The 21,201-nt window shown below is 70.1% G+C and carries 21 protein-coding genes; 16 read left to right on the top strand and 5 right to left on the bottom strand.

Translation table 11 applies throughout. The features are described 5' to 3' along the window. Positions 1–126: 126 nt before the first annotated feature. Positions 127–612, bottom strand: coding sequence for a DUF6998 domain-containing protein (locus tag ACJMNC_RS01605; protein ID WP_408946456.1), 486 nt, complete (start codon positions 610–612; stop codon positions 127–129). A gap of 96 nt (positions 613–708) precedes the next feature. Between ACJMNC_RS01605 and ACJMNC_RS01600 the strand changes: the two genes are divergently transcribed. Beyond that, a complete protein-coding gene (locus ACJMNC_RS01600; protein WP_408946200.1) occupies positions 709–2,757 on the top strand; it encodes an ABC transporter ATP-binding protein in 2,049 nt (682 codons plus the stop codon). Between the two features lie 47 nt (positions 2,758–2,804). On the opposite strand, the gene ACJMNC_RS01595 is transcribed toward ACJMNC_RS01600, so the two are convergent. Then, on the bottom strand, positions 2,805–3,482 hold the full coding sequence (locus tag ACJMNC_RS01595) for a TetR/AcrR family transcriptional regulator (RefSeq protein ID WP_408946199.1): 678 nt from the start codon (positions 3,480–3,482) through the stop codon (positions 2,805–2,807). An 88-nt stretch (positions 3,483–3,570) separates the two neighbouring features. Between ACJMNC_RS01595 and ACJMNC_RS01590 the strand changes: the two genes are divergently transcribed. From ACJMNC_RS01590 to ACJMNC_RS01555, 8 genes are all read left to right on the top strand, one after another. Continuing rightward, positions 3,571–3,885: a hypothetical protein gene (locus ACJMNC_RS01590; RefSeq protein ID WP_408946198.1), complete on the top strand. Its 315-nt coding sequence runs from the start codon at positions 3,571–3,573 to the stop codon at positions 3,883–3,885. A gap of 56 nt (positions 3,886–3,941) precedes the next feature. After that, positions 3,942–4,748: a thymidylate synthase gene (locus ACJMNC_RS01585; RefSeq protein ID WP_408946197.1), complete on the top strand. Its 807-nt coding sequence runs from the start codon at positions 3,942–3,944 to the stop codon at positions 4,746–4,748. 9 nt (positions 4,749–4,757) lie between these two features. Next, complete coding sequence (locus tag ACJMNC_RS01580; protein ID WP_408946196.1) at positions 4,758–5,261, top strand: dihydrofolate reductase; 504 nt, start codon at positions 4,758–4,760, stop codon at positions 5,259–5,261. Further along, entirely contained in the window at positions 5,258–6,484 is a 1,227-nt protein-coding gene (locus ACJMNC_RS01575) for a winged helix-turn-helix domain-containing protein (protein WP_408946195.1), read from the top strand. The genes ACJMNC_RS01580 and ACJMNC_RS01575 overlap by 4 nt, the downstream gene beginning before the upstream one ends. Positions 6,485–6,529: 45 nt before the next feature. After that, positions 6,530–7,285, top strand: a complete 756-nt coding sequence (locus ACJMNC_RS01570) for a class I SAM-dependent methyltransferase (RefSeq protein WP_408946194.1) — start codon at positions 6,530–6,532, stop codon at positions 7,283–7,285. A gap of 79 nt (positions 7,286–7,364) precedes the next feature. Beyond that, complete coding sequence (locus ACJMNC_RS01565; RefSeq protein ID WP_408946193.1) at positions 7,365–7,724, top strand: hypothetical protein; 360 nt, start codon at positions 7,365–7,367, stop codon at positions 7,722–7,724. After that, positions 7,721–8,992: a CaiB/BaiF CoA transferase family protein gene (locus ACJMNC_RS01560; RefSeq protein ID WP_408946192.1), complete on the top strand. Its 1,272-nt coding sequence runs from the start codon at positions 7,721–7,723 to the stop codon at positions 8,990–8,992. The genes ACJMNC_RS01565 and ACJMNC_RS01560 overlap by 4 nt, the downstream gene beginning before the upstream one ends. Further along, entirely contained in the window at positions 8,989–9,927 is a 939-nt protein-coding gene (locus ACJMNC_RS01555) for a hydroxymethylglutaryl-CoA lyase (RefSeq protein WP_408946191.1), read from the top strand. The genes ACJMNC_RS01560 and ACJMNC_RS01555 overlap by 4 nt, the downstream gene beginning before the upstream one ends. On the opposite strand, the gene ACJMNC_RS01550 is transcribed toward ACJMNC_RS01555, so the two are convergent. Beyond that, positions 9,924–10,403, bottom strand: a complete 480-nt coding sequence (locus ACJMNC_RS01550; RefSeq protein ID WP_408946190.1) for a hypothetical protein — start codon at positions 10,401–10,403, stop codon at positions 9,924–9,926. The two genes, ACJMNC_RS01555 and ACJMNC_RS01550, sit on opposite strands and share 4 nt — an antisense overlap. A 102-nt stretch (positions 10,404–10,505) precedes the next feature. Here ACJMNC_RS01550 and ACJMNC_RS01545 point away from each other — a divergent pair, with 102 nt between their 5' ends. Further along, positions 10,506–11,315, top strand: a complete 810-nt coding sequence (locus ACJMNC_RS01545; protein ID WP_408946189.1) for an HAD-IIB family hydrolase — start codon at positions 10,506–10,508, stop codon at positions 11,313–11,315. Here ACJMNC_RS01545 and ACJMNC_RS01540 read toward each other — a convergent pair. Then, on the bottom strand, positions 11,296–12,177 hold the full coding sequence (locus ACJMNC_RS01540; RefSeq protein WP_408946188.1) for a tyrosine-protein phosphatase: 882 nt from the start codon (positions 12,175–12,177) through the stop codon (positions 11,296–11,298). The genes ACJMNC_RS01545 and ACJMNC_RS01540 overlap by 20 nt on opposite strands. A gap of 181 nt (positions 12,178–12,358) precedes the next feature. Here ACJMNC_RS01540 and thyX point away from each other — a divergent pair, with 181 nt between their 5' ends. From thyX to ACJMNC_RS01510, 6 genes are all read left to right on the top strand, one after another. Then, the gene (gene thyX / locus ACJMNC_RS01535) at positions 12,359–13,108 is read left to right on the top strand and encodes an FAD-dependent thymidylate synthase (protein WP_408946187.1); all 750 of its coding nucleotides are present in this window, start codon (positions 12,359–12,361) and stop codon (positions 13,106–13,108) included. A 39-nt stretch (positions 13,109–13,147) separates the two neighbouring features. Then, positions 13,148–14,053, top strand: coding sequence for a 4-hydroxy-tetrahydrodipicolinate synthase (dapA, locus tag ACJMNC_RS01530; RefSeq protein ID WP_408946186.1), 906 nt, complete (start codon positions 13,148–13,150; stop codon positions 14,051–14,053). Next, complete coding sequence (locus ACJMNC_RS01525) at positions 14,053–15,936, top strand: ribonuclease J (RefSeq protein WP_408946185.1); 1,884 nt, start codon at positions 14,053–14,055, stop codon at positions 15,934–15,936. Before dapA ends, ACJMNC_RS01525 begins: the two co-directional genes overlap by 1 nt. 13 nt (positions 15,937–15,949) lie before the next feature. After that, positions 15,950–16,582, top strand: a complete 633-nt coding sequence (locus ACJMNC_RS01520) for a TIGR03085 family metal-binding protein (protein ID WP_408946455.1) — start codon at positions 15,950–15,952, stop codon at positions 16,580–16,582. A gap of 346 nt (positions 16,583–16,928) precedes the next feature. Continuing rightward, a complete protein-coding gene (locus ACJMNC_RS01515) occupies positions 16,929–19,622 on the top strand; it encodes a DNA translocase FtsK 4TM domain-containing protein (protein ID WP_408946454.1) in 2,694 nt (897 codons plus the stop codon). Between the two features lie 193 nt (positions 19,623–19,815). Continuing rightward, positions 19,816–20,802, top strand: a complete 987-nt coding sequence (locus tag ACJMNC_RS01510; protein ID WP_408946184.1) for a TerC family protein — start codon at positions 19,816–19,818, stop codon at positions 20,800–20,802. Positions 20,803–20,810: 8 nt separating this feature from the next. On the opposite strand, the gene ACJMNC_RS01505 is transcribed toward ACJMNC_RS01510, so the two are convergent. Further along, positions 20,811–21,125: an ArsR/SmtB family transcription factor gene (locus ACJMNC_RS01505; protein ID WP_408946183.1), complete on the bottom strand. Its 315-nt coding sequence runs from the start codon at positions 21,123–21,125 to the stop codon at positions 20,811–20,813. Between the last annotated feature and the right edge of the window lie 76 nt (positions 21,126–21,201).

The following is a 21,201-nucleotide window of genomic DNA, read 5'->3' as shown; positions in this document are numbered from 1 at the left end:
TCTGCCACTAATCGAAATAAACGCAATGTGCGTCGGTGGATTGGGGATAGTCCACGGCTACTCACGGGTGCCGGCGGGACGACCGTGAGTGTCTGGGCTGATGGAGGCCTGAATGCTCGGCTGCGATCACGGCGCGCTGATGGCGTCGACGGTGCGCCAGGCCTGCTGCATCTCGGCCGTGACATCGGTGCCGACGGAGCGCACCCAGCTCAGCGAGGGCTGACGGCCGTTGATATGGGCGACCAGCCGGGTCTGTTCGATGTCGGAGGCGGTGACCTCGCGAGCCTCGGTCAGGTCGAAGTCGCGGTCGAAGACGAGGAAGACGGCGGTCGTGAAGTCGGTCGAGCGGAAGGGGCTGAACTTCGCTGCGGCTCCCGCCGACCGCACCCCCATCGCCTTGACCTGGATCCGCCGGCCGTCGGGCGTGGTGATGTCGTGCGACTTGGTGCTGTTGGGTTCCAGCACGCCGCCCCGCGCCGCGTGCACTACGGCTTCGGCGACGTCGCCGAGCGGTTTGTTGCTCGTGCGCACCAGCCCGCGGCGGCGCAACTCGGTGTTGATGGCGGCCTCGAGCCGGAGCAGGTCCTGAACACCCAGTCCGGTCAGATCCATATCGGTCACCGGAGCCCGCCTCTCACGAGTCGTCGGCGGACCGCAGCGATGCTGGTCATGGCATGAGAGTCTACGGAGGGCCGTATCGTCGCAGACATGACCGGACCGGGTGGCGGAATGGGCGGCGGGCGCGGAGTGACGCGCGGCGCCGACGAGGCGACCCTGCGCAAGCAGAACGCCGCGGCGCCGGCGATCGAGAATCTGGGCCGGCGCACCGTGGCGCTGTTCGCCCCCTACCGCGCGCAGATCCTGCTGACCTGCCTGATCGTGGTGGTCTCTGCGGCGATCGCCGTGATACCGCCGCTGCTGGTGGAGCGGGTCTTCGACTCGGCCCTGTTCCCGAAGGACGGCGAGCCGTCGATGTCGCTGCTGTGGCAGCTGGTACTGGCGATGGTCGGCCTGTATCTGCTCTCGGCCCTGCTCAACGTCGTCCAGACCTGGCTCACCTCCACCATCGGCAACAAGATCACCGGCGACCTGCGGGTGCGGCTCTTCGAGCACCTGCAGTCGATGGAACTGGGCTTCTTCACCCGCACCAAGACCGGGGTGATCCAGTCGCGGCTGCAGAACGACGTCGGCGGCGTGTCCGGGGTGCTCACCTCCACGGTCACCTCGATCCTCGGCAATGTGGTCACCGTGATCGCCTCGCTGGTGGCGATGATCCTGATCGACTGGCGGCTGACGATCGTGTCGGTGGTGATCATGCCGGTGCTGGTACTGGTGCAGCGTCGGGTGGGCAGGGTGCGCGCCCGCATCGCGGCACAGACCCAGGAGTCGCTGTCGGAGCTGACCTCCATCACCCAGGAGACCCTGAGCGTGTCCGGGATCCTGCTCTCCAAATCGTTCAACCGGCAACGCACCGAATCGGTCCGCTACCAGGCCGAGAACGCCAACCAGATCCGGCTGCAGATCAAACGGGCGATGAGCGGCCTGGGCTTCTTCGCCGTGGTCCAGGTGCTGATGTCGTCGGTGCCAGCGGTGATCTACCTGGTGGCCGGGTGGATGCTCACAGGGGAGCCGGGCTCCGGAATCACCGCCGGTGCCATCGTCGCCTTCACCACGGTACAGGCCCGGCTGCTGCAGCCGCTGGTCTCGCTCATGCGGGTGGCCCTGGAGGTGCAGACCTCCCGGGCGCTGTTCGCGCGCATCTTCGAATACCTCGACCTGGTGCCGCAGATCCAGGATGCTCCCGGCGCCGTCGACGCCGCGCACGCGCCCGGTCCGCGCGGCGCCCTCGAATTCGACGAGGTCACCTTCCGGTTCCCGGACGCCGACCCGGCGAGCCGGCCCACCTTGGACCGGGTCAGCTTCCGGGTCGAACCCGGGCAGCACGTCGCGCTGGTCGGTCCGTCCGGCTCCGGCAAGTCGACCATCCTGTATCTGGCGCCGCGGCTCTATGACGCGAGCGCCGGCACCGTGCGCTTCGCCGGCGCCGACGTGAAAGCCCTCACGGCGGCGTCGATCATCGACGAGGTGGGCATCGTCTCGCAGGAGACCTACCTGTTCCATGCGACGATCGCCGAGAACCTGCGCTACGCCCGACCCGATGCCACCGACGACGAACTGGTGCGTGCCTGCGCGGCCGTCAACATCCACCACATCATCGCCGGCTTCGAGAACGGCTACGACACGGTGGTCGGGGAGCGCGGCTACCGGCTCTCCGGCGGCGAGAAGCAGCGCATCGCCATCGCGCGGGTGCTGCTCAAGGATCCGCCGGTGCTGCTGCTCGACGAGGCCACCTCCGCGCTCGACACCGTCTCCGAACGGGTGGTGCAGGAAGCCCTCGACCAGGTGGCACACGGGCGCACCACGGTCACCGTGGCCCACCGGCTGTCCACGATCGTCGACGCCGACGTGATCTTCGTGATCGACGCCGGCCGGATCGTCGAATCCGGAACCCATCGCGAGTTGATGGCCGCCGGTGGACTGTACGCGGAACTGGCCGCCGAGCAGGTCGCCGCGGCGCGGATCGAGGACACGGTGGCCGCGGACACCGCGCCGCTGGCCGGCCGGCGCGCCGAATGCTGTCCGGATCCCGACGAGCTGCCCGACGACATCGTCTCACTCACCGCGCCGATCACCGGCCCGCAGGCCGCGCTGCCGGCCGCCGGCAGTGCGGTGGAGTGGCCGCCGATGGTGCAGTAGCACGCCGCCGGCGGCAGAGCCCCGCGCCGGCGCCGCACGGGGAGCCGTCACCCGAGCAGCAGCCGGCACCAGCTGTCGATGAGCCAGTCGCGGAACCTCGCGACCGGCCAGCCGCGGTCCAGGACGAGCATCGCGTAGTACTCGGAACTGTTCATCGTCCAGATGACGTCGGCCGCTTCGTCGAGCGTCAGATCGTCGCGTAGTTCGCCGGTGGTGGCCAGGTCCGCCGCCAGCAGCCGCATATTGCGTGCCCGCCGCGCGGTGATCGACTCCCACAGCGCACGCAGTTCGTCGTCGGCCGCGGCCGCATCGCGCAGTACCAGAAACAGCGGTGCCAGGCGGCCCTGCAGACCGGTGATCGCGTCGGCGTAGATCGTCAGCTTCTCGCGGGCCGTCGGCGCCGCCCGCATCCGTACCGCATAGTCGCGCTGGGCACCCGGGACCGGATGATCGGTGCCCGACAGGGCCAGCTCGATCAGTTCCGCGAAGACCTCGGCTTTACGGCCGACCAGTGTGTAGACGGTGTCGGGAGCGACGTCGGCGACGGCGGCGATCGAGGCGATGGTGGTGGCTGCGTAGCCCTTGGACACAAAACACTCGCGAGCGGCATCGAGGATCCGCGTGCGTCGTGCCGCGGCCGCGGCCCGCCGCCTGGTGGAGTCGTAGCGGCGGGGGCTCTGAACTGCTGAAACAGCAGAAGTCTGGGTGTTGACCGGCTTCTCCATCGGTTCTAGTCTAGAACCGTGGGAATTAATCCGATAGTGCTTCGGATGAAATCTCGCAACTTCGATCGATACGATGAAGGAGTCCGTGATGACGTTCTATGCATGGACGCAAGACGTTCCCGTCGACGCAGAGGCCTACGCCGACATCATCGGGCGGATGGGGCGGACCCCGATGCCCGGACTGATCGTGCACCTGGCGATCCGGGACGAGGGTGGGGCGGTATCCTATCTCGACGTCTGGGAGTCCGAGCAGGCCTGTGACGCCGCGTTCGCGAGCGTCGTGCACCCCGCGGTCGGTCCGGTGCTCGCCGAACGCGGCATCCGCCCGGCCGGCGAACCGGTGCGCACCGCGATCGACGTCCTCGACGTCCGCTTCGGCGACGGCAGCTCCCGGCAGCCCTGACAGTGGTCGCCGCGCGGCACCCGCGCCGCGGCTCGCCGGTCAGTAGACTCGGCGGCGTGAGCACGCCCATCCCCACGCCGTACGAGGACCTGCTGGCGCTGGTGCTCGAGTCCGGCACACCCAAGGCCGACCGCACCGGGACCGGCACCCGCAGCATCTTCGGACATCAGTTGCGCTACGACCTGAGCGAGGGCTTCCCGCTGATCACCACCAAGAAGGTGCACCTCAAGTCCATCGTGTACGAGCTGCTCTGGTTCCTGCGCGGCGACGCCAACGTCCGCTGGCTGCAGGAGCGGGGTGTGAGCATCTGGGACGAGTGGGCCGACGCGAACGGCGACCTGGGCCCGGTCTACGGCGTCCAGTGGCGCAGCTGGCCCACCCCGGGCGGGGAGCACATCGATCAGATCGCCGCCGCCCTGGATCTGCTCACCACCGATCCGGACTCGCGCCGCAACATCGTCTCCGCGTGGAATGTGGGGGAGATCCCGCAGATGGCGCTGCCGCCGTGCCACGCCTTCTTCCAGTTCTACGTCGCGGACGGCAGACTGTCGTGCCAGCTGTATCAGCGCAGCGCCGACCTGTTCCTGGGCGTCCCGTTCAACATCGCCTCGTATGCGCTGCTCACTCACATGATGGCCCAGCAGGCCGGCCTGGAGGCGGGCGACTTCGTGTGGACCGGCGGGGACTGCCACATCTACGACAACCACGTCGATCAGGTCCGCGAGCAGCTCAGCCGCGAGCCGTATCCGTATCCCACGCTGCAGCTGCGCAAGGCGGGTTCGATCTTCGACTACGACTATGACGATGTGCAGGTGGTCGGCTATCAGAGCCATCCGGGGATCAAGGCCCCGGTGGCGGTCTAGGAGAATGCGATGAGCATCGTTCTGGTCTGGGCACAGGACCGGGTGGGGGCGATCGGCCGGGCCGGCACCATTCCGTGGTCGGTGCCCGAGGACATGGCACGGTTCAAAGAGCTCACCGGCACCGGTGCGGTGATCATGGGCCGCAAGACGTGGGAGTCGCTGCCCGCGCGCTTCCGGCCGCTTCCGCAGCGCCGCAACATCGTGCTCACCCGGGCGGCCGGCTATTGGGCCGAGGGCGCCGAAGTGGCCGCCGGACTCGAGGCCGCCCTGGAGCTGACCGGCCGGGTCGCCGCGGTGATCGGCGGCAGCGAGATCTACACCGCCGCCCTCGAACACGCCGACGAGCTGCGGGTCACCGAGATCGATGTCCTGGTGGACGCCGCGGATGCCTTCGCGCCGCCGATCGATCTGGACCGCTGGGAGGCGCACCAGGTGGGCCAGTGGCAGTACTCGCGCACCGGCACGCTGTACCGCTTCGTCGACTACCGGCGGATCGACTACCGCAACCGTTGAGCGCCGATCTCTCCCTCGGGGCGGCCCGGCGGATCGCGCTCGCCGCCCAGGGTTTCACCGACCGGCCGCCGACCGCCGTACCGAACCGGGCCCATCTGCGCCGGGTGATCGGACGCACCCGTCTGCTGCAGATGGACTCGGTGAACGTTCTGGCCCGCGCCCACTACGTGCCCGTGTTCAGCCGGATCGGCGGCTACGACGAGGCGCTGCTCGACCGTGCGGCCTGGCGCCCCGCGGGACGTTCACCGAGGCTGCTGGTCGAATACTGGGCGCACGAGGCCGCCCTCATTCCGGTCGGCGACTGGCCCCTGTTCCGCTGGCGGATGCGTGAGTTCGCGGACGGCCGCTGGCGGCACACCCGGGATGTGCTGCGCGACAACCGATCCCTGATCGACGACGTGCTCGCGGTGATCTCCGGCGCCGGCGCCCGCACGCCTAGGCAGCTCGAGGAGGAGCTCGGCATCGTCCGTCCGGCCGCCACGAAGGGCAGCTGGTGGATGCGCGGTGAGGTGAAGCATGTGTGCGAGGCGCTGTTCGCCGCCGGCACGCTCTCCGCGGTCCGCGACGAACGCTTCGTCCGGCACTACGACCTGGCCGAACGCGTCCTCGGCGACGATCTGAGCGGGGCCGACGTCGACGAGACCGACGCCGTCCGGGAACTGGTCCGGCGTGCCGCGGCCGCGCACGGGGTGGCCACGGTCGCCGACCTGGCCGACTACTACCGGCTCACCGGCCGGCAGGTGCGCGGCGTGCTCGGCGACCTGCTCGACGAGGGCACCGTCAGCGCCGTTCAGGTGGACGGCTGGGCAGATCGCGCCTACCTGCACACCGCGGCGCGGGTGCCGCGGAGCACCGGACGGTCGGCGCTGCTCTCGCCGTTCGACCCGCTGGTCTTCAGCCGGCCGCGCACCGAACGCCTCTTCGGCTTCCGGTACCGGCTGGAGATCTACACGCCCGCGCATAAGCGGGTGCACGGCTATTACGTGCTGCCATATCTGCTCGACGGTGCACTCGTGGGCCGGGTGGACCTCAAGGCCGACCGCGGTTCCGGTGTGCTGCAGGTACTTTCGGCCCACCACGAGCCAGGGGCGGACATCGGCCGGGTGGCCGGCGCGCTGGCCGCTGATCTGCGCGCGATGGCGGCGTGGCGGGGACTGAGCGAGGTAGCCGTTGCCGACGGCGGCGACCTCGCCCCCGGGTTGCGTCGCGCACTCGCTCACTGAGGTCGTCGATCCAGTCCGAAGGCGTTCCCGGCGTACCGTGGCCCCATGACTGACAGCGCAGGACGAGGCGGGGAGTGGTTCGCGGCCGGCGGCGACGATTACGCCGCCTACCGGCCCGACTATCCGGCCGACGTGGCGAGCTTCGTCGCGGAGGCGGCACCGGACACCGAGCGAGCCGTGGACGTGGGGTGCGGCACCGGGCAGTTCACCCGTCAGCTCGCGGCACACTTCGACGAGGTGATCGGGGTGGATCCGAGCGCCGACCAGATCGGCCACGCCGAACCCGGTGCGGGAATCGACTACCGGGTGGGCGGTGCCGACCACCTCCCCGTCCCCGATGCGAGCGTCTCCGCCGTGACGGCGGCCCAGGCCGCGCACTGGTTCGATCTCGACGCGTTCTACCGGCAGGTCCGGCGGGTTGCCGTCCCGGGCGCACTGCTGGCGCTGATCAGCTACGGCGCCGTGGTCCTCGACGACGATCTGGCCGCTCGCTTCGACCGGTTCTACACCGACGAGATCGGCCGGTACTGGCCGCCCGAACGCCGGCACGTGGACGCCGCCTACGCCACCCTGGACTTCCCCTTCACACGGATCGACGCGCCGTCCCCGGTGATCGAACGCGACTGGACGCTCGATCAGTTCATCGGCTATCTGACCACCTGGTCGGCGACCCGCCGGGCGCGGGAAGCCGGCGATGCACAGTCGCTGACCCGGCTGCGCGACGATCTCGCCGCCGGCTGGGGCGGCGGCACCCGCCGGGTCCGCTGGCCGGTCACCCTGCTGGCGGCGCAGCTGCCGTGAGCGCGGGTCCGCACCGCCGACCGCCGCGGGCAGTCCGGCGGCCGTCGCGGAGAGGGCGCCACGACACTAAGCTGACGTAATGAACACTTTCCAGAAGGGCGCCCGCGCGGCCAACCGGCTGATGGCTCCGGCGTTGCGACTGCCCGGCCTCCGCGGCCTGCTGGGCCGCTCCATGGCCGAGATCAGCTACACCGGCCGCCGCAGCGGCAAGCGCTTCTCCCTGGTGGTGGCCTACCGGCGCCGCGGTGACGAGGTCCTCGTGGCGGTGGCACTGCCCGACCAGAAGACCTGGTGGCGCAACTTCGAGCCGGAGCCGGGTCCGATCACCATCACCCTCGACGGGGTCGAACGCACGGGCACCGCTGTCGCCACACGGACGGCCGACGGCACCAGGGTGCGTATCGTCCTGGATCCGCAGGCCGCTGCGGATGCCCCGTGACCGGCAGCGGAGACGCCGCACCGGAGGCGCAGGGATCGCGGCGGCTGCCGCTCGAGGGCATCCGGGTGCTCGAACTGGGCAGCTACATCGCCGCACCCACGGCCGGACGTCTGCTGGCCGACTTCGGTGCCGAGGTGATCAAAGTCGAGCGGCATACCGGTGACGAGCTCCGCAACTGGCGGCTCTACGCCGGTGAGACCTCGATGCTCTTCCGGACGCTGAACCGGAACAAGAAGTCCATCACCCTCGACCTGCGCACCGACGAGGGCAGGGAAGACGTGAAAGCCCTTGCGCGGCACTGCGATGTGATCGTGGAGAACTTCCGCCCGGGCACCCTGGAGAAGTGGGGCATCGGCCCGGCCGACCTCAGTGACGTCAATCCCGACCTCGTCTTCGTGCGGATCTCGGCCTTCGGTCAGACCGGCCCGTACTCGGAGCGCCCGGGCTTCGCCGCCGTCGCCGAGGCCTACGGAGGCTTCCGCGAACTCATCGGCGACCCGGACCGCGCGCCGGTACGCACCGGAGTGTCCATCGGCGACTCGATCGCCGGTCTGTACGGCGCCTTCGGGGCCGTGATGGCCCTCTACGAGGGCCTGCGCCGGCGCGACGAGGCAGCCGGGTCGGGTGCCGGACCGCTGCCGCTGCAGGACCGCATCGTCGACGTCGCCCTGCACGAGGCGATCTTCTCGATGATGGAATCGCTGGTCCCGGACCTCGGTGCCTACGGCGTGCGCCGGGAGCGCACCGGCGGCCGCGTGCAGGGCATCTCGCCGTCGAACGCCTATGTCTGCGGTGACGGCCTCTCGGTGGTCATCTCCGGCAACAACGATGCGATCTTCGCTCGCTACATGCGGGCCATCGGCCGTGACGATCTGGCCGGCGATCCGGGGCTGGCCGACAACGACGGCCGCTGGAACCGGCGCGACGAGGTCGACGATGCGATCGGCGCCTGGACCGCCGGGCGCAGCCGCGAGGAGGTGCTCGCCGTGATGGAGGAGGCCGGGGTGCCGGCCGGCCCGATCTACACCGCCGCCGACATCGTCGACGATCCGCAGTACCAGGCGCGCAACATGATTCAGGAGTTCGACGTCGACGCCGGTGCCCCCGGGCCCACTCGCGTCGGCTTCCCCGGTGTGGTGCCGGTCCTCGGCGGCACCTCGCTGCCGATTCGCTGGCTGGGTCCCGACCTCGGCGAACACGACGACGAGATCCGCCGGCGCTTCCTGGCCTCGCGTGAGACGGGCACCGGCGAGGGGGAGCGCTCGTGAACGCACCGGCGGCGAGTCCGGCCGTCGCCGTCCGCGACGTGACCCTGCGCGACGGGCTGCAGCTCACCGGCAAGCTGCTCGACGCTCAGCGCAAAGCCGGCCTGGCCCGCACCCTGCTGGCCGCGGGCATCCCGGAACTGGAGATCGGCTCCATGGCGCGCGGCGACCTGGTGCCCCCGATGGCCAACAGCCTCGAACTGATCGGGCTGCTCACCGCCGAAGAACTCGAGCGGTGCTGGATCTGGGTGGCCACCCCGCGGCATGTGGAGAAGGCGGCGGCCGCGGGCGCGCGGAACTTCCAGTACTGCTTCTCGGTCTCCGACGCGCACAACCGGGCCAACATCGGCCGGACCGCCGAGGACTCGCTGGCCGCCATGCCCGAGGCGGTGAGCCGGGCGCAGGCCGTCGGCGGCCGCATCCAGCTGTGCCTGGCGACCGCCTTCACCTGCCCGTTCGACGGCCCCGTCGACCCCGATCGGGTTCTGGAGATCGTCGCCGATCCACGGACCGCGGGCAGCTGCGATGTGGTCCTGGCCGACACCCTCGGGCAGGCGCACCCGCAGCAGGTCGGTGAATTGTTCACCGCAGCAACGGCTCCGGCGGCCGGCAGGCGGCTGGTCTACCACGGGCACGACACCTGGGGCATGGGTGTGGCCAACGCCCTGGCCGCCGTCGACGGCGGTGCTCAGGTGATCGACGGCGCGCTGGGCGGACTCGGCGGCTGCCCGTTCGCGCCCGGGGCGAGCGGCAACACGGCGACCGAGGATCTGCTCTTCGCCACCCGGCCGGACTACCTGACCCCGCAGGTGCTGGGCACCCTGGTCCGGGCCGGTGAGGAACTGCTCGCCGACCTGGGAGAGCAGAATCGATCGCGCACCGCCCAGGGCGCCCGCTCCGAGGCGTCGGCGTTCGGCTGGGTGCTGACGGACGGTTAGCGCCGGGTCAGCGACCACGTCCAGGTCTTGCCGGTGATGTTGCCGGCGCTGCCGCGCATGGTGTCGCCGTCGATCACGCCGCGGTATTCGGCGTAGCGGTTGTTCATCTCCATGTACACCGCGGTGCCGTGCTGCTGCCAGGTGGCCGCCGACCAGGTGCCGGTGGGGGAGGTGTAGTTCAGTGCGCCGCCGGACTGGAAGCGGAAGGTGTAGAAGCCGCCGTCGGAATCGGTTCCCGCCCAGACGGTGCCGGTGATGTCGTCGGCGTCGGCACGCGAGGTCGTGGTGCTGCTGGGGCCGGTGGTGCCGGTCTCCGAGGACTCGGCCCCGGTGGTGGTCGTCGAGACGGTGGTGTCGAGCGAGGCGTCCCGCACGGCCGTGCCGTCCACGGTGCACCCGGACGTCAGGGCTGTCGACAGTGCGAGACCGGCGATCAGGGCGGCGTGGACGCGCGAGAACCGCGCAGTGGGGGCCATGCTCGAATGGTAAGCGCGCCCGATACCCGCGCGGCGATTTCCGGCACAGTCCCGGCGGGTGGTCGCATCGCCGGTGGCAGGCCCTTGCGTATGCTCACCGCCATGGCTGATGGACTCACCCACAACGGCAAGACCTACGCGCTGGTCATGTTCGACCTCGACGACACGCTCGCACCGTCCAAGACCGCGATGAGCGACGAGATGGTGGCCCTGTTCACCGCGATGCTCGGCACGTCGCTCGGCTGCATCATCTCCGGCGGGCAGTTCGGGCAGTTCCAGTCCCAGGTCCTCGACCGGCTCGGTGACTTCCCGGACAAGGCCAACCTGCACCTGATGCCCACCAACGGCACCCGGTACATCCGCTGGCAGGACGGGCAGTGGGACACCGTGTACGCCGAGGACCTGTCCGACGATCAGAAGAGCCGCGCGATGCGGGTCGTCGAGCAGGGCGCCCGTGAACTCGGACTCTGGGAGGAGCAGACCTGGGGGCCGATCCTGGAGGACCGCGGCAGCCAGGTCACCTTCAGCGCCTTGGGGCAGTCCGCACCGGTCGACGCCAAGGCCGCCTGGGATCCGGACGGCCGCAAGAAGGAGTCGCTGCGGGCCTACGCCGCACAGCGGCTGCCCGATCTGGAGGTCCGGTCGGGCGGCTCCACCTCGGTCGACATCACCGCCAAAGGCATCGACAAGGCCTACGGTGCGCGCCGGCTGATGGAGATCCTGGGCCTGAGCGCCTCCGACATCCTCTTCTTCGGCGACCGCCTCGACGAGGGCGGCAACGACCGGCCGGTCATGGAACTGGGCATCGACTCGATCCCGGTGCACGGCTGGGAGGACACCTACGCCAAGCTGTCGGCCATAGTCGGCGGCGTGGACGCCGCCCCCGAGGCGGTCAGCGCACGTCGTCGGTGAGCAGCTGGGCGCGCAGTGCGTCCAGATCGGCGTCGGTGAGCTTGAGGCCCTTGTGCAGATAGTTCTCAAAACTGCCGTAGCTCTTGGTCACCGCGTTGAACGAGGTGTTGAGCAGCTCGATGCTCACCCCGTTGAGCGGATCGCCGGCCGTGGTGCCGCGGTAGTGATTGCTGGCCAGGTAGTCGGCGTCGACGGTGGCCCGGTCCACCCCCAGAATGGTCAGCAGCACGGCTGCGGTCCAGCCGGTGCGGTCCTTGCCTGCGCTGCAGTGGAACAACGCGCTGCGGCCCTGTGCGGTGGTGTCCTTGATGGCCAGCAGCGCCTTGCCGGTCGCCTCCCGCGCGTGCGGGTCGGTGACGAAGGCGCCGTAGGCCTGGTTCAGGTCGATCAGCGCGGTCGGCGGCAGCGCCCCCAGATAGTCGGCGGACAGCCAGGCGGCGCCGGGGACCTTCGAATCCGGCTGCAGGCCCCGCTCCAGGCCGGTGCGCAGATCCACGATCAGGCCCAGCTTGCGGTGCTGCAGGGCGCGGATGTCGGAGGCGGTCAGGTCCGAGACCGCATCGCTGCGCAGCAGCAGATTGTTCACCACCTTGCCGTCGGCGCCGCGGTATCCGGCCAGCAGCCTGGTGTTCTCGGTGCCGGCCAGACCGATCTCGCGGCCCGGGGTGATGACGGTGCCGGGCAGCGTGACCGCCGACGGTGAGAAGGCCGGAGCGCTGCTGGACGGCGACGTGGACGGTGCGGCCCAGGCGGGAGCGGCCTGCAGGGCCGGGACGGGGGCCAGGGTCAGGGCGGCGGCCAGGGTCAGCGCGGCGGTGCGGCGGTGCGGCCTGGCATGGCGAAGGCTGAGAAGAGAAGTCACAGGATCCCATTATGAACCGTCCCGGTGACGGCTCGCCGACGATCCGTCGACGGACCGGCGAACAGCGGTCCGAGTGAGTGGACGCGCACCCGGGCCGATCGCTGCGAGCCGATGGGGGAGAATGGCACCGGTGCCGCCGCCGGCCGGGCGACGGAGCGACCGACAGAGTCTGGAGGAGTGCGTGTCCGAGCTGGTTCCGCTCAAGGTGCAACTGGTGGCTGCGACGTCGTTCACCGCCCCCGACGTGCCGTGGTCCACCGACGCCGACGGCGGTGAGGCGCTGATCGAATTCTCCGGCCGGGCCTGCTACGAGAGCTGGGACAAGCCCAACCCGCGCACCGCGACCAACGCCGGTTATCTCCGCCACGTCCTCGAGGTGGGGCACACCTCGCTGTTCGAGCACGCCAGCGCCACCTTCTACATCACCGGCATCTCGCGCTCGTGCACCCACGAGCTGATCCGCCACCGGCACTTCTCGTACTCGCAGCTCTCGCAGCGTTTCGTGCCCGAGCACGACGCCGACGTGGTGGCCCCGCCGGCCATCCGCGGCGACGAGGAGCTCGAGGCGATGTTCCTGGCCGCCACCGACGCCGCACGAGCCGCGTACACCGAGCTCCTCGCCCGGCTCGAGGCGAAGTTCGAGGGTGTGCCGAACGCCATCCTGCGCCGCAAGCAGGCCCGGCAGGCGGCTCGCGCGGTACTGCCCAACGCCACCGAGACCAAGATCGTGGTGACCGGCAACTACCGGGCCTGGCGGCACTTCATCGGCATGCGGGCCACCGAGCACGCCGACGTCGAGATCCGCCAGCTCGCGGTCACCTGCCTGCGGCGGCTGGCAGAGCTGGCACCCACCGCATTCGGCGACTTCGACATCGCCGAACTGGCCGACGGCAGCGAGGTGGCCACCTCGCCCTTCGTCTTCGAGGGTTGAGCACCGGGTCCGTCGCCGGTGTCAGGTAGCCTGATCGGCATGAATCCGGCTGACTCCACGTATAGCGATTACCCGTTCGGGACGGTCTCCGTCGCGATGGTCACCCCCTTCGATCGCGAGGGAAAGCTGGACCTGGACAAGGCGGCCGAGCTGGCCGATCAGCTGGTGACCAAGGGCTGCGATTCGCTGGTCGTGTCGGGTACCACCGGCGAGTCGCCGACCACCACCGTTCCGGAGAAGAACGAGCTGCTCACGACGGTGCTGGCGGCCGTCGGCGACCGCGCCAAGGTGATTCAGGGCGCCGGCAGCTACGACACCGCCGAGTCGGTGCGTCGCGCCCGCGACGCGGCCGAGGCCGGTGCGCACGGCCTGCTCATCGTCACCCCCTACTACTCCAAGCCGCCGCAGCGCGGGGTGGAGGCGCACTTCACCACCATCGCCGACGCCACCGACCTGCCGATGATGATCTACGACATTCCGCCGCGCTCGGTGATCCCGATCGAGGCCGAGACCATCCTGCGGCTGGCCGAGCATCCGAACATCAAGGCCGTCAAGGACGCCAAGGGCGACCTGCACCAGGCCAGCAAGATCATGGAGCAGACCGATCTGCAGTACCTCTCCGGTGAGGACGCGATCAACCTGCCCTGGCTCTCGATCGGCGCCACCGGCTTCGTCTCGGTGATCGGCCACCTGGTGCCCGACCGGCTCAAGGCCATGCGTGAGGCGGTGCTGGCCGGCGATCTGGCCACGGCGCGCAAGCTCAACGCCTCGATGCTGCCTTTGGTGGACGCGATGGCGCGCCTCGGCGGCGTCACCATGGTCAAGGCCGCGCTCGCGATCACCGGTCTGGACGTGGGCGCTCCGCGGCTGCCGCAGGTGCCGGCCGACGGCCCGCAGATCGAGGCTCTGCTCGCCGACCTGCGTGCCGCGGAAGTGGTGAGCTGATGAACAACGGTGCACCGAACGGCAAGGGCGAGAACGGCGCCGGTGACAACGGCAGGGGCGGGAACGCCGGTGGGCGGCCGCGCCGCCGCCGGGCCGCCCGCAAGTCCGGGCCGCCCAGCGCCGGAGCGCCCAAGAACGATCCGATCTCGGACGCCGCGACCGGGGCCGGGGTCACCGGCGAAGTGATCGACCGGCTGCCGGCCCCGCCCAAGCCCGCCAAGGGCGGTCTGCGGGTGGTCGCGCTCGGCGGTGTCAGCGAGGTCGGCCGCAACATGACGGTCTTCGAATACGGCGGCAGGCTGCTGATCGTGGACTGCGGCGTGCTGTTCCCGGAGGATCAGCAGCCCGGTGTGGACCTGATCCTGCCGGACTTCGGCTACATCGAGAACCGGGTCGACGACATCGACGCCGTGGTGCTCACCCACGGCCACGAGGACCACATCGGCGCGGTGCCCTTCCTGCTGAAGATGCGGCCGGACATCCCCGTCGTCGGCTCGCGGTTCACCCTCGCACTGGTGGCGGCCAAGTGTCGCGAGCACCGGCTGCGCCCGAATCTGGTGCAAGTCGTCGAGGGCGACCGGATCACGCACGGCGCCTTCGACTGCGAGTACTTCGCGGTCAACCACTCCATCCCGGATGCGGTGGCGGTGGCCATCCGCACCGGCGCGGGAACCGTGCTGCACACCGGCGACATCAAACTCGACCAGCTGCCGCTCGACAACCGGCTCACCGATCTGGGCGGCTTCAGCCGGCTCGGCGACGAGGGCGTGGACCTGTTCCTGGTGGACTCCACCAACGCCGAGGTGCCCGGCTTCGTGACTCCCGAGCGGGAGATCGGCGGGGTGCTCGACACGGTCATCGGCAAGGCCCGTCAGCGGGTCATCGTCGCCTCGTTCGCCAGCCACGTGCACCGCATCCAGCAGATCGTCGACGTGGCGCATCGGCACGGCCGCCGGGTGACCTTCGTCGGCCGGTCGATGGTGCGCAATATGGAGATCGCCCAGGATCTGGGCTACCTGCACGTGCCGGACGGCGTGGTGGTGGACATGGACACCGCGGCCACTCTGCCCGACCATCGGCTGGTGCTGATCAGCACCGGCTCGCAGGGTGAGCCGCTCTCCGCGCTGTCCCGGATGGCGCGCGGTGAGCACCGGCAGATCAACATCCGGGCCGACGACCTGGTGGTGCTGGCCTCCTCGCTCATCCCGGGCAACGAGAACTCGGTCTTCGCCGTGGTCAACGGCCTGGCCAAGCGTGGAGCGACGGTCATCACGCAGGCCAGCGCCAAGGTGCACGTCTCCGGTCACGCCTCGGCCGGCGAACTGCTCTACCTGTACAACGCCGTGCGGCCGTCCAACGTGATGCCGGTGCACGGAGAGTGGCGGCACCTGCGCGCCAACGCCGCACTCGCCGAGGCGACCGGCGTGCCGCGCGATCGCATCGTGCTCGCCGAGAACGGCGTCATCGTCGACCTGGTGGACGGCCGGGCGCGGATCACCGGCAAGGTGCCGGTCGGCCACGTCTACGTCGACGGCCTGTCGGTGGGCGATGTGGGCGAGTCGACGCTCTCGGACCGGCTGGTGCTCGGTGAGGGCGGTTTCATCGCCATCACCGTCGCCGTCGATCCGGGCACCGGCCGGGCCGTCAGCACCCCGACGGTCTCCGGTCGCGGCTTCTCCGACGACCCCACCGCGCTGACCGATGCGGCCGCGCTGGTCGACCGCACCCTCGAGGAGCTCGCCGCCGACGGCGTCACCGACTCGCATCGCATCGCCCAGGGCATCCGCCGGGTGGTGGGCCGCTGGGTGGCGCAGACCTACCGTCGCCGGCCGATGATCGTGCCGACGGTGCTCGAGGTGGAAGGACCGGGGGAGGGGAGCTGATCCGGTGTCCCGAGTGAACTACGCCCGCACCGAACGCCAGGCACTGGTCGACACCATGCGGGAGACCGGCCCGGACGCACCCACCCTGTGCACGGGCTGGACGGTTCGCGACCTGGCGGTGCACCTGATCCTGCGGGAGGGCCGTCCCGATGCGGCGGCCGGGATCTTCGTGCCGGCGCTGGCCGAGCACACCGCCAGAGTGTCCCGGTCCACCGGGAAGCGGGACTTCGACGATCTGCTCCGGACGATCGAGACCGGTCCGCCGCTCTACTCGCCGATGAAGCCGATCGACCGCTGGGTGAACCTGGCGGAGATGTTCGTGCACCACGAGGACGTGCTGCGCGGCGGCGCCGATCCGGCCGGACCGTGGCGGCCGCGGCCTCTGCCGGCCGGTCTGGAGAAGGCACTGGTGCGCCCGCTGACGATGGTCGGCCGGCGCACGCTCGCCGGCTCGCCCGGCCGGGTCACCCTGCGCACCCCGGACGGCGCCGAGCTGCTCACGGCCGGCCGAGGTGAGCCGCTGACCGTGACAGGCCCCGTCGGAGAGCTGCTGCTCTTCGCCTTCGGCCGGGCGCCGGTGGAGCTCACCTACGCCGGTGACGAGCAGCTCCTCGATGCGCTGCGGCACGCCGAGCGCGGCATCTGAGCGCCCACCGGCCCGCTTTCGTCTCGATTTCGACACAGGAATCGGACTCACAGTGTTGCGGGTGTGACTGCTGTGGCGTGAAGGCACTAGGCTGACACCCATGGCTTCCAATGCAAGCACGCGTAGCCGCACGTCCGGATCAGGCTCCGGACGCGGCGGGGGGAACACCCGCAGCACCGCCAAGAACACCGCGTCCGGCCGGCCGGCGGCCCGGAGCGGCTCGACCGGCCGCGGAGACTCCCGGCCCGCGGCTAAGAACACCAGCCGGTCGGCGGCCCCGCGTACCGCCCGCAGCACCGCCGCGCAGTCGCAGGACCTGCATCGTCGGCCGTCGACCGTGGCGGCGATGGGCAACGGCCTCGGCCGCGGACTTGCGGGCGGCTGGAACCTGCTCGCCCGCGGTCTCGGTGGTCTCGGCAGGCTCGGTCTGCGCCCGCAGCCCGACCCGGAGGATCCGGATTACGAGATCCTGCCGTACCGTTCGGCCGGCCGTGACGGGACCGCGCTGGCTCTGGTCCTGGTGGCCGCCGGAATGATCGCCGGCGTCTGGTTCGGCGCCCCCGGTGTCGTGGGCGCCTTGGTGGACGCGTTCATGCGTGCGATCTTCGGCGCCGCCTCCTACATCGTTCCGCTCGCGCTGATCGGCATCGCGGTCGCGCTCACCCGCTTCGGCCCCAACCAGGAGCGCCGCGCCCGCAACATCGGCGGCGGTCTGGTGGTGGTCATCGCCGTGCTGGGGCTCTACCACGTGCTGCTCGGCGCCCCGACCACCGCGGACGGACGCACCGGGGCCGGCGGGTACACCGGCTATGTGATCGGCGGGCCGCTCACCGGCGCGATCACCGTGTGGCTGTCCGTGCCGCTGCTGGTGCTGATCGGCGCCGGCGGTCTGCTCGCCCTGAGCGGCCGCACCCTGCGCGAGGTGGTCGACGCGAGCAGCGAATACCTCGGCATCGGCCGGCACGCCGCCGGCGCGCACGCCGACGACGACTACGAGGACTTCGACGACGACGCGGACTTCGCCGCGGACGACGTCGCCGACGAGGACTTCGACGGCGATCCGGACGAGCCGCCCTTCGACCTGCCGGAACCGCGCGCGGCCGACGACCCCGACGCCGACCCCGACTGGGGCGACCCGTACGAGAACTATCCGCCCGACGAGCGGCGGCGGGCCACCGCCCGCCGGCAGCGTTCCGCGCGCACCCCGGCCACCGCCGACGGTGACGGCGGGACCCTGGCCGAGCTGCGCCGCGAGCGGGCAGCCCGGCGTCGTCCCGCCCGGCCCACCGCCGGTGCGGACCGCGACGCCCACCTCCCGGACCTGCTGACCGAGCCGCTGGTGGACGTGCCCGTCGACCAGCAGATCACCGAGCCGATCGGTACGCCGCCGCGGACCCGGCGGCCGGCCGCGGCCGCGAAGGACCCGGCGGCGGCAGCGGCGGTCGCGCCGGCACGCGAGCCCGCGCCGAAGCGCACTCCCGCACCGAAGCCGAAACCGGCGCCGGCCCGCGCGGCCGTCCCGGCGCGGACACCGGCCGACGACTCGGACTATCAGCTGCCCCCGCTGAACCTGCTGATCGAGGGCGATCCGCCCAAGACCGGCAGCTCCACCAACGAGGACATGATCGACCGCATCAACGGCGTCCTCGAACAGTTCAAGATCGACGCCGCCGTCACCGGCTACACCCGCGGGCCCACCGTGACCCGCTACGAGGTGGAACTGGGTCCGGCGGTGAAGGTGGAGAAGATCACCCAGCTGCAGCGGAACATCGCCTATGCGGTGGCCACCGACAACGTCCGGCTGCTCGCCCCGATCCCGGGCAAGTCGGCCGTGGGTATCGAGGTGCCCAACGCCGACCGTGAGATGGTCCGCCTCGCCGACGTGCTCGCCGACGCCGAGGCGGGCAACGACGACCATCCGCTGGTCATCGGCCTGGGCAAGGACATCGAGGGCGACTTCGTCACCGCGAACCTGGCCAAGATGCCGCACCTGCTGGTCGCCGGTTCCACCGGCTCGGGTAAGTCCAGCTTCGTCAACTCGATGCTGGTCTCGCTGCTGACCCGGGCCACCCCGGAGGAGGTCCGGCTGATCCTGGTGGATCCGAAGATGGTGGAACTGACCCCGTATGAGGGGGTTCCGCACCTGATCACCCCGATCATCACCGAACCGAAGAAGGCGGCCGCCGCGCTGGCCTGGCTCGTCGAGGAGATGGAGCAGCGCTACCAGGACATGAAGGCGTCCCGGGTGCGGCACATCAACGACTTCAACGCCAAGGTCCGCTCCCGCGAGATCAGCACGCCGCTCGGATCCGAGCGGGTCTACAAGCCGTACCCGTACATCGTCGCCATCGTCGACGAGCTGGCCGACCTGATGATGACGGCCCCGCGCGACGTCGAGGACGCCATCGTCCGGATCACCCAGAAGGCGCGCGCCGCCGGCATCCACCTGGTGCTGGCCACCCAGCGTCCGTCGGTGGACGTGGTGACCGGCCTGATCAAGACCAACGTGCCGTCCCGGCTCGCCTTCGCCACCAGCTCACTCACCGACTCGAGGGTCATCCTCGATCAGCCGGGTGCGGAGAAGCTGATCGGCATGGGCGACGGCCTCTTCCTGCCGATGGGGGCCAACAAACCGGTCCGCATGCAGGGTGCGTTCATCACCGACGAGGAGATCAACGCGGTGGTCGAGTACACCCGCGAGCAGTCCGAGCCGGTCTTCGTCGACGGGGTCACCACCGCCAAGGCCGGGGACAAGAAGGAGATCGACGCCGACATCGGCAACGACCTCGACGATCTGCTGCAGGCCGTGGAGCTGGTGGTCTCGAGCCAGTTCGGCTCGACGTCGATGCTGCAGCGCAAGCTGCGCGTGGGCTTCGCCAAGGCGGGCCGGCTGATGGATCTGATGGAGACCCGCGGCGTGGTGGGCCCGTCGGAGGGATCCAAGGCCCGCGAGGTTCTGGTCAAGCCGGAGGATCTGGCCGGAGTGATCGCCTCGATCACCGGCGGCGACGACGGGGCGGCCGAGGAGCCGGACTTCTGAGTCCGCCTGAGGTAGGCTGACAGACGATCACGGAGGGGAGTATCCCCTTTCGCGACGCTCTCGTCAGTACGGCGGTGCGACGCCGGTGTGCCGATCGCACCGGGGTCCCACGCCCGGGACGTCGGTCCGCCCGCGGCGGATGGGAGAGACCTCCAGCATCGCTTCACTTGTGTTGCGCGCTGGAGGTTTTTCGATGGATGTCTCACTTCTCACCTGGGTGATCACCTGTGCGGTGATCCTGGCCCTGTTCGTCTTCGACTTCTTCGCCCACGTGCGGGTGCCGCACGAGCCCACGCTGCGCGAATCCGGTTTCTGGAGCGCGGTCTACATCAGCATCGCCATCGCCTTCGGCGGCTTCGTGTGGTGGCAGTGGGGCGGGACCTACGGCGGGGAGTACTTCGCCGGCTATGTCACCGAGAAGGCGCTCTCGGTGGACAACCTGTTCGTCTTCGTCATCATCATGACCAAGTTCATGGTGCCGCGGATCTACCAGCAGAAGGTGCTGCTGCTGGGCATCCTGATGGCCCTGATCATGCGTGCCGCCTTCATCGCCGTCGGCGCTGCGGCCATCGCCGCCTACAGCTGGGTCTTCTACCTCTTCGGTCTGTTCCTCATCCTCACCGCGGTCAAGCTGCTCACCGAGAGCGACGAGCCGGTGGAGAGCGAACGCGAGCGGGAGGGCCGGATCGAGCGCTGGACCAAGAAGGTCTTCCGCACCGCCGACCACTACGACGGCGACCGGCTGATCACCAAGGTCGACGGCAAGCGGATGATCACCCCGCTGCTGGTGGTGCTGGTGGTCATCGGCTTCACCGACGTGCTCTTCGCCCTCGACTCGATCCCCGCCATCTACGGTCTCACCCAGGAGCCGTACCTGGTCTTCACCGCGAACGCCTTCGCCCTGATGGGGCTGCGTCAGCTGTACTTCCTGCTCGGCGGTCTGCTCGACAAGCTCATCTACCTGTCGTACGGGCTCTCGCTGATCCTCGCCTTCATCGGCGTCAAGCTGATCCTGCACGCCCTGCACGAGAACACCCTCGGCTTCATCAACGGCGGCGAGCACGTGAGCGTGCCCGAGATCTCCACCCCGGTGAGCCTGGCCGTGATCGCCGGCACCCTGGTGATCACCACCGTCGCGAGCCTGGTGGTGTCCAAGCGGCGCGCGAACGCCGGAGGATAGCGGGCGCGTCAGCCCCGGCGCTCGCGGCCGATGAGCTCGAGCAGGCCCGGAAAGCGCTGCTCGAGGTCGCGCCGGCGCAGCGTGACCTCGCTGCGGTTGCCGCGGTCGATCTGATGGACCAGTCCGGCATCGCGCAGCACCTTGAAGTGGTGGCTGCGCGTGGACTTGGACAGGGCGAGGCCGAAACTCGTGCACGACCGGGCGGCGCCGTCGGCATCGTTCACCAGGTCGCCGATCACCTGCCGCCGGTGTGGATCGGCGAGGGCGGCGAGGACCGCGCCGAGATCGAGGTCGGCCGGTTCCGTCGTGCCGTCAATGCTCATTCCCGCCCGTCCTCGTGATCTCGATCCGTCCCGGAGGGACCTCCAGGTTCGATTTGCATAGTACCTCGCTGTGGTG

Source organism: Gordonia sp. VNK21 (assembly GCF_046098115.1).
Taxonomy (GTDB): Bacteria; Actinomycetota; Actinomycetes; order Mycobacteriales; family Mycobacteriaceae; genus Gordonia.
The sequence above is the reverse complement of the archived record's forward strand: the minus strand, read 5'-3'. Positions and strand labels throughout refer to the sequence as shown.

What these genes read in the sequence shown, in the direction of transcription:
- ACJMNC_RS01605 (WP_408946456.1), bottom strand. Translation starts at nt 612, where the DNA reads ATGGATCTGACCGGACTGGGTGTTCAGGACCTGCTCCGGCTCGAGGCC.
- ACJMNC_RS01600 (WP_408946200.1), top strand. Translation starts at nt 709, where the DNA reads ATGACCGGACCGGGTGGCGGAATGGGCGGCGGGCGCGGAGTGACGCGC.
- ACJMNC_RS01595 (WP_408946199.1), bottom strand. Translation starts at nt 3,482, where the DNA reads ATGGAGAAGCCGGTCAACACCCAGACTTCTGCTGTTTCAGCAGTTCAG.
- ACJMNC_RS01590 (WP_408946198.1), top strand. Translation starts at nt 3,571, where the DNA reads ATGACGTTCTATGCATGGACGCAAGACGTTCCCGTCGACGCAGAGGCC.
- ACJMNC_RS01580 (WP_408946196.1), top strand. Translation starts at nt 4,758, where the DNA reads ATGAGCATCGTTCTGGTCTGGGCACAGGACCGGGTGGGGGCGATCGGC.
- ACJMNC_RS01570 (WP_408946194.1), top strand. Translation starts at nt 6,530, where the DNA reads ATGACTGACAGCGCAGGACGAGGCGGGGAGTGGTTCGCGGCCGGCGGC.
- ACJMNC_RS01565 (WP_408946193.1), top strand. Translation starts at nt 7,365, where the DNA reads ATGAACACTTTCCAGAAGGGCGCCCGCGCGGCCAACCGGCTGATGGCT.
- ACJMNC_RS01550 (WP_408946190.1), bottom strand. Translation starts at nt 10,403, where the DNA reads ATGGCCCCCACTGCGCGGTTCTCGCGCGTCCACGCCGCCCTGATCGCC.
- ACJMNC_RS01545 (WP_408946189.1), top strand. Translation starts at nt 10,506, where the DNA reads ATGGCTGATGGACTCACCCACAACGGCAAGACCTACGCGCTGGTCATG.
- dapA (WP_408946186.1), top strand. Translation starts at nt 13,148, where the DNA reads ATGAATCCGGCTGACTCCACGTATAGCGATTACCCGTTCGGGACGGTC.
- ACJMNC_RS01525 (WP_408946185.1), top strand. Translation starts at nt 14,053, where the DNA reads ATGAACAACGGTGCACCGAACGGCAAGGGCGAGAACGGCGCCGGTGAC.
- ACJMNC_RS01515 (WP_408946454.1), top strand. Translation starts at nt 16,929, where the DNA reads ATGGGCAACGGCCTCGGCCGCGGACTTGCGGGCGGCTGGAACCTGCTC.
- ACJMNC_RS01510 (WP_408946184.1), top strand. Translation starts at nt 19,816, where the DNA reads ATGGATGTCTCACTTCTCACCTGGGTGATCACCTGTGCGGTGATCCTG.
- ACJMNC_RS01505 (WP_408946183.1), bottom strand. Translation starts at nt 21,125, where the DNA reads ATGAGCATTGACGGCACGACGGAACCGGCCGACCTCGATCTCGGCGCG.